Below are 5,931 nucleotides of genomic sequence, written 5' to 3'. Positions count from 1 at the left end.
TCGTTGTGGGGCACCGCGCCATAGAGGGCCTGGACGCTGAGCATCTCCAGTTGCATGGCGTCGTGCAGGCCACTGGCGCACGCGCGGCAGAGGGCCAGGTGGAGCCGGAAGCGCTCCTCGTCACCCGACTCCAGCTCGCCATCCACGAACCGGTAGAGCTTCTTGCACCAGAGATCCATCGCGTTTCGCAGCCCGTGGTCGAGCTTCCGCCTCCCGTCCCTGTCGAACGCGAACGGGATGAATCCTTGGCCGTCTTCCTCCAGGGAAGAACGGGCCCTGCCCGCCCGCCTGCCTGGCGAAGGGAGCCGGACAGGCGGGGTTGCCGTCAGGTGCAGGTCAGCGGCGTGGACGGGGGCGCAACACGGCCCCGCCGGAGCGGCCGGCGCGCGGGCAGGACCAGCGGGGCAAGCGGACGGCCTCCACCGCTTCGCCCTCCGCGAACCAGGGGCAGCAGGACGCGCAGCCCGGGCAGCGGCGGCGGTAGCGGCGCGCGCCCTGGTGCCAGGCCCGCCCCTCCAGGTGTTCGGGAGGGGGAGCGGGCTGGGCGGCCAGGGCGGCCTCACCGGGCCAGTTCTCCGGCACGTCCTCGTGCCACGACCCTGGCAGTCGCTCGCGCGCCTGTCGGGCGGACACCCAGCGCGCGCTCTCCTCCGCGTCCTCCAGCGCGAGCCGCGCGAGCATCTCCAGTTGCAGCAGGTCATGGAAGCGCGTGGCGCACGCCTCACAGCCGGCCAGGTGACCGCGGATCCGGCGCTGGTCCTCTTCGGGCAGCTCCCCGTCCAGGAAGGGCCGCAGGTCCTCACACGCGGGGCTCATCGTTCCCTCTCCTGGCGGCGGCGTTCCGCGGTGTCGTGGAGCATGACCTTCAGGCGGCGGCGGGCATGGAAGAGCCACGTGCCCACCGTTCCCGCGCTGGGGGTGTTCATCCGACGGGCGATCTCCGCATGGCGCAGGCCGCGCGCATGCAGCTCGAACGCCTGACGCAGCTTCTCGTTGAGCCGGGCCACCGCCTGGCGCAACTCGTCCTCCGTGACGCACTCCCACTGCTCGGGCTCCGGCGAGTCCTCCGGATCCTCGAAGAGCATGTGCACGTTGTGCAGGTCCACCCTCCGGTCCGTCTCCGCGCCCTGGCGCCGGCACTGGTCCAGGAAGCGGTTGTGCAGCACGCGCACCAGCCACGCGCGGCGCGCCGGCTCCGGCCATCGTTTGAGCCGCTCCCATTGCAACAAAGCCCGGAGCAGCACGTCCTGCACCAGGTCGTCGCAATCACTGGCACCGCGGCCACAGACGTTGCGCGCGATGGCGACCAGCACCGGCTGATGGCGGATCGCGAACGCGGCGAATTCCCCTCCCGAGCCTTCCCGGACAGGGGGCTCCTCCCTCCCTGGCACCATGCGACCGCCTCCCTTCCCTCAGAGAACGCCGAGGGTCGGATTCTTTTTCTTCTCACCGATGCGACGGGAGCCAGGACGCTTCGTTTGGCCGGACGTCTGGCAGTGCGGTTGGAACACTTCAACCAGACGCCAATTCATTGCATCGAATAGACAGACATTCGGGAGTTCCCGGTTCAATGTCTCTCCATGGGTGTGGGGGGCCTCCGGGTGTTTCAGGCCCCGGCCGGGGCCTGAACGCCTGCCAGCATGCACCAGGGGATTGCGGGGCCCGGATGTTTTTCGCGCCCGTCCCGCCGCGCCGGGATTCCGGGGACCAGGATTCCCCGTTCCCGGAAGCGTCCCACGCTGAAACTCCCCTTGCGTGCCTGGGGAGTCCTTTGGTCCTCTTGGGCACCGCCGTATGCCCATGGAAACCGCCGCCGACAGCCGAGAGTACCGCGTGGTCTTCTTCTGCCCCGCGTCGAACGCCCGGCTCGAGCGACTGGAGGTCCCCGTGCGCCGCCTGCTGTCGCGCATCCAGGCGCCTCCGGCGGAGCTGGCCCCGCTGACGGAGGCCGGGGCGCTGACGGAGGCCGGGTGGCAGGTGTACCTGGTGCGCTCGCTCACGGAGCGGTCCGCGGCGCAGGCCATGGCCGCCTACATCAGCGAGGCCACGTGCGCGCTGGCCGCGGAGGTGGACGCGGAGGTGCTGGGCCTCTACGTGGACGTGTCGGGGGACTCGGCGCGCATCTGTCGCTGTGGCCCGGAGGACGGGCCGGAGACATTCGCCGGACGCCGGCAGGCCGCCCTGCACCGCACCTCCGAGTGGCTGGAGGTCGCACCCGCGAGCCTGTCCGCCCTGTTCCAGTTGGATCCGCCGGACGCGGAGTACGAACCGGACGCGGATGACCGCTTCGTCGAGGAGAAGCTGCGGGAGGCGCGGGCTTTGATGGAGCGCTACCGCACGGCGAAATGAGGTCGCGCACCCCGGACGACCTCGTGGGTCGCTGTGAGCGGTGCTACCTGCCCACCGCGTGGTGCCTGTGCGCCCAGGTGCCCGTCGTGCCCACGCGCACGGAGCTGCTCATCATCCGGCACAACAAGGAGGCGCAGAAGAGCACCAACACCGCGCGCATCGCGGCGCTGGCCCTGCCCCGCTGCCGCATCGTGTCCTACGGCGCACCCGGTCAGCCCTTCGATGCGTCGGTGCTGGAGGACGGGTTGGACACGTGGCTGCTGTTCCCCGACGCGCCGGAAGCGGAGGGCCCGCTGCCCCAGCGGCTCGTCGTCATTGACGGGAGCTGGGCGCAGGCGCGGCGCATGGTGCAGCGCGTCCCCGGCCTGCGGCGGCTGCCGGGCCTGAGACTGCCGCCCCCCGCGCCGGACACCCGCCGCCTGCGCCGCCCGCCGCACCCGGACGGGATGTCCACGCTGGAGGCCATGGCCGGCGCGCTCGCGAGGCTGGAGGGCGAAGCGGTGGCGGAGCCGCTGCTCGCGCTGCACGAGGTGATGATCCAGCGAGTGCTGGGCAGCCGCGGACGGCTGGGCTGGGTGGACTACCTCTGAAGGCGCAAGGGCGCGTGCGGCCTACTGCACGACCTTGCGCATCTCCGCCGCGAAGGGCACGGGCTCCAGGAAGCCCGTCACGCGCGGCTTCGTCAGCACCGTGCCGTCCGGGTTCACGAAGGCCACGGTGGGCAGCCCCTCCACGCCCAGCTTCTCCATCAGCGCGTCCAGCGCGTCCTCGCTGTTCGTCGCGTCGATCTTGACGGTGAGGAAGCGCCCGGACTCCGCCTGGGTGATGACCTCCTGGGACGGGTACGTTTCCCGGTCCAGCTCCTTGCAGGCCGCGCACCAGTCCGCGAAGAAGTCGATGAGCACCGGGCGCCCTTCGGCCTTCGCGCTCGCGAGCACCTGGTCGAACTGCCGCGCGTCGAACGTGGCCGTCTTCGGCGGCATCACGTGGTGCCACTGCCAGGCCGGCGAGCGCGCGGGCTCCGCGAGTCCCAGGCGCACCCACAGCGCGCCCGTGGGCTTCGCGTCCAGCGCGCCGCCGCGCACCACCAGCGCGCCCACCACCAGCACCACGCCCAGCGCCTTGAAGCCGAAGTCGCGCGCGCCTTCCTTGAACGAGCGGTGCACCGCGCCCGCGAGCACGCCCAGGGCCGTCAGCACCGCGGCGATGAGCGCGCCGGGCACCTGCCCCACTTCATTGCCCAGCACCTTCACCGTGTCGCGCGCCCAGGGGAAGGCGTCCTTCAGGTACGAGAACGCGAGCGCCACCAGCATGATGCCCAGCACGCTCTTCACCCACTCCATCCACACGCCGCCGCGCGGCAGCCGCACCGTGAAGACGCCGATGAGGAAGAACGGCACGCCAATGCCCAGCGCGTAGATGAACAGCAGCGTCGCGCCCAGCGTCACGTTGGCGGACTTCGCCACGAACGCCAGCAGGCCCGTGAGCACCGGCCCGGTGCACGGCGCCGCGAGGAACCCGGACACGCTGCCCATGAGGAACGCGCCCGCGAAGCCCGCGCCGCCCACGTGGGTCAGCTTCGTCTGCAGCGACGACGGCAGCGCCAGCTCGAACGCGCCGAACATGGACGACGCCAGCAGCAGCAGGAACAGCGCCAGCACCGTCACCACCACGGGGCTGCCCAGCATGGAGCCGAAGGCCTGCCCCGTCTTCGCCGCCAGGATGCCCAGCGCGCTGAACACCACGCCCATGCCCACGATGTACGCCGACGTCAGCGCCAGCGAGCGGCCGCGCCCCTCCGCCTTGCGCGCGCCGAACACCGACACGGTGATGGGGATGAGCGGGTACACGCACGGCGTCAGCGCGGTGAGCAGGCCGCCCGCGAACACCACGCCGGCGCCCCAGAGCAGGCTGCCGGACTCCAGGAACTTGGACGCGTCCAGCCCGGCGCTCGGGCCCGTGGGCAGCACCCAGGGCACCACGGCCACCGCCAGGCCCGCCACCACCGCGACCGCCGCCGCCGTCAGCTTCAATCCATTCATGCGTGCCTGGCTCCCGCGCGAGGGCCCCTTCTATATGCGGCAGCCGGCGGTGCGGCTACTCCACCGGCATCACCTGGGGGTTGCCGGGTACCTTCAGCCCCGCGGAGCGCGCCAGCCCCATGACGCCCTCCACCGCGGCGGCGATGTAGCCAAAGGGGTTCGCGCCATCCACCGCCGTCACGTGCACCTCGCCCATCTTCTGCTGGAAGGCCGCCGCCACCTGGGGGAGCTGCCGAGCCAGGGTCAGCTGGATGACCTCCGGGCTCACCGTGTTCTCAATCTCACGCAGCTCCCGCGCCCGCTCCATCTCCAGCGCCTGCTGCGACCGGGTGCGGCGCAGCTCCAGCTCCGTGATGCTGGCCTCGGCCTCCGCGACGGACTGCTTCGCCAGCAGCACCTGGAGCCGGGCGGCCAGCTGCTCGGCCTCCTGCCGGGCCTCCGCGAGCTGCAACTCATGCCGTGCGGCCTCCGCCTGTTGCTGCCGGCGCAGGCGCTCCAGCTCCACCTGCGCCTTCGCGGACTCCGCCTGGTGCTCCAGCCGCAGGCGCTCCAGCTCGCCCTGAGCGCGGTTGAGCGCGAACTGGCGCTCCGCGGCGAGCTGCGCCTCCGCGAGCCGGCCCTTCGCGGCGAGCGCCTCCAGGCGGGCCTTCTCCTCGGAGGACTGCGTCTGGATGCGCACCTCCTCCTGCGCGGCCAGCTTCGCGAGCGCCACCTCGCGCTCCACCTCCGTCTTCTCCTGCTGGGCCTGCCGCTCCTGCGCGAGCTTGGTGCCCGCGAGGCGCGCCTCCACCGCCAGTTGCTCCAGCCGCGCTTGCTCCTCGGTGGCCTGCGAGCGCTGGCGCACCTCCTCCCGCGCCGCGAGCTTCTGGAGGTTGAGCACGCGCTCGCCCTCCGTCTCCTCGCGCCGTACGAAGCGCTCCTTCGCGAGCTCCGCCTCGCGCGCCTGCCGCTCCTGTTCGCGGCGGAAGCGGGCCTGCATGTGCTCGAAGACGGACGCGGACAGCACGCGCACGTCCTGGATCTCAATCGTGTCCAGGAGCACGCCCCAGCCCTTGTCCGTGCGGTCCTCCAGCCGGCCCTGACCGGCCAGCACCGGCGCGATTTCGCGCATCAGCTCCTCGGCGATGCCCTCCTTGCGCCGCGCGAGGCACTCCTCCACGGAGAGGTTGGCCACGAGCCTGCGCGCCGCGCCCACGAACATCTCCCGCAGCAGCTCCGCCAGCTTCTCCTGCGCCCGCTCCGGGTAGCTGAAGTTGAGCATCCGGAAGGCCACCAGCGGATCCGCGATGCGGTACACCGCGAGCCCCGTCACCGCCACGCCCACCTTCTCGCTCGTCACCTGATCCGCGGTGAACTGCAGCCGCTGGATGCTGGTGGGCACGATGGCCACCGAGTCCCCGGGCAGCTTGAAGCAGCTCGCCCCCTGGCCACTCACCTCGCGCAAGCGCCCCCGGCGCATGTGGATGAGGAACTCGCTGGGCCGCGCGGTGATGAGCCCCCAGCTCTTCACCTTGTCCGGATCTGACTCTTATACACATCT

Annotated in this window: 6 protein-coding genes and 1 pseudogene; 2 read left to right on the top strand and 5 right to left on the bottom strand. The window is 71.6% G+C overall.

Going from position 1 to position 5,931, the window contains the following annotated elements:
* From D7V97_RS38730 to D7V97_RS38720, 3 genes are all read right to left on the bottom strand, one after another.
* A partial coding sequence (locus D7V97_RS38730; protein WP_147445160.1) for a zf-HC2 domain-containing protein occupies positions 1–179 on the bottom strand: 179 nt, incomplete at its 3' end.
* 157 nt (positions 180–336) lie between these two features.
* Positions 337–816, bottom strand: coding sequence for an anti-sigma factor (locus D7V97_RS38725; protein WP_120615611.1), 480 nt, complete (start codon positions 814–816; stop codon positions 337–339).
* Positions 813–1,394 carry an RNA polymerase sigma factor gene (locus tag D7V97_RS38720; protein ID WP_120615610.1) on the bottom strand — a complete coding sequence of 194 codons (582 nt, stop codon included), beginning with the start codon at positions 1,392–1,394 and terminating at the stop codon, positions 813–815. Before D7V97_RS38720 ends, D7V97_RS38725 begins: the two co-directional genes overlap by 4 nt.
* Before the next feature lie 406 nt (positions 1,395–1,800).
* On the opposite strand from D7V97_RS38720, the gene D7V97_RS38715 reads away from it, so the two are divergent.
* Entirely contained in the window at positions 1,801–2,349 is a 549-nt protein-coding gene (locus tag D7V97_RS38715) for a hypothetical protein (RefSeq protein WP_120615612.1), read from the top strand.
* On the top strand, positions 2,346–2,939 hold the full coding sequence (locus D7V97_RS38710; protein ID WP_120615609.1) for a tRNA-uridine aminocarboxypropyltransferase: 594 nt from the start codon (positions 2,346–2,348) through the stop codon (positions 2,937–2,939). Before D7V97_RS38715 ends, D7V97_RS38710 begins: the two co-directional genes overlap by 4 nt.
* Before the next feature lie 21 nt (positions 2,940–2,960).
* Here the strand turns inward: D7V97_RS38710 and D7V97_RS38705 are convergent, their stop codons facing one another.
* Entirely contained in the window at positions 2,961–4,391 is a 1,431-nt protein-coding gene (locus D7V97_RS38705; RefSeq protein ID WP_120615608.1) for a protein-disulfide reductase DsbD, read from the bottom strand.
* A gap of 55 nt (positions 4,392–4,446) precedes the next feature.
* Positions 4,447–5,913 (bottom strand): annotated as a pseudogene (locus D7V97_RS38700) (SPFH domain-containing protein); the annotation flags it as partial.
* Between the last annotated feature and the right edge of the window lie 18 nt (positions 5,914–5,931).

Source organism: Corallococcus sp. CA053C (genome assembly GCF_003611675.1).
Classification (GTDB): Bacteria; Myxococcota; Myxococcia; order Myxococcales; family Myxococcaceae; genus Corallococcus.
Note: the sequence above shows the minus strand (reverse complement) of the source record. Positions and strands in the feature narration are given on the sequence as shown.

What these genes read in the sequence shown, in the direction of transcription:
- D7V97_RS38725 (WP_120615611.1), bottom strand. Translation starts at nt 816, where the DNA reads ATGAGCCCCGCGTGTGAGGACCTGCGGCCCTTCCTGGACGGGGAGCTG.
- D7V97_RS38720 (WP_120615610.1), bottom strand. Translation starts at nt 1,394, where the DNA reads ATGGTGCCAGGGAGGGAGGAGCCCCCTGTCCGGGAAGGCTCGGGAGGG.
- D7V97_RS38715 (WP_120615612.1), top strand. Translation starts at nt 1,801, where the DNA reads ATGGAAACCGCCGCCGACAGCCGAGAGTACCGCGTGGTCTTCTTCTGC.
- D7V97_RS38710 (WP_120615609.1), top strand. Translation starts at nt 2,346, where the DNA reads ATGAGGTCGCGCACCCCGGACGACCTCGTGGGTCGCTGTGAGCGGTGC.
- D7V97_RS38705 (WP_120615608.1), bottom strand. Translation starts at nt 4,391, where the DNA reads ATGAATGGATTGAAGCTGACGGCGGCGGCGGTCGCGGTGGTGGCGGGC.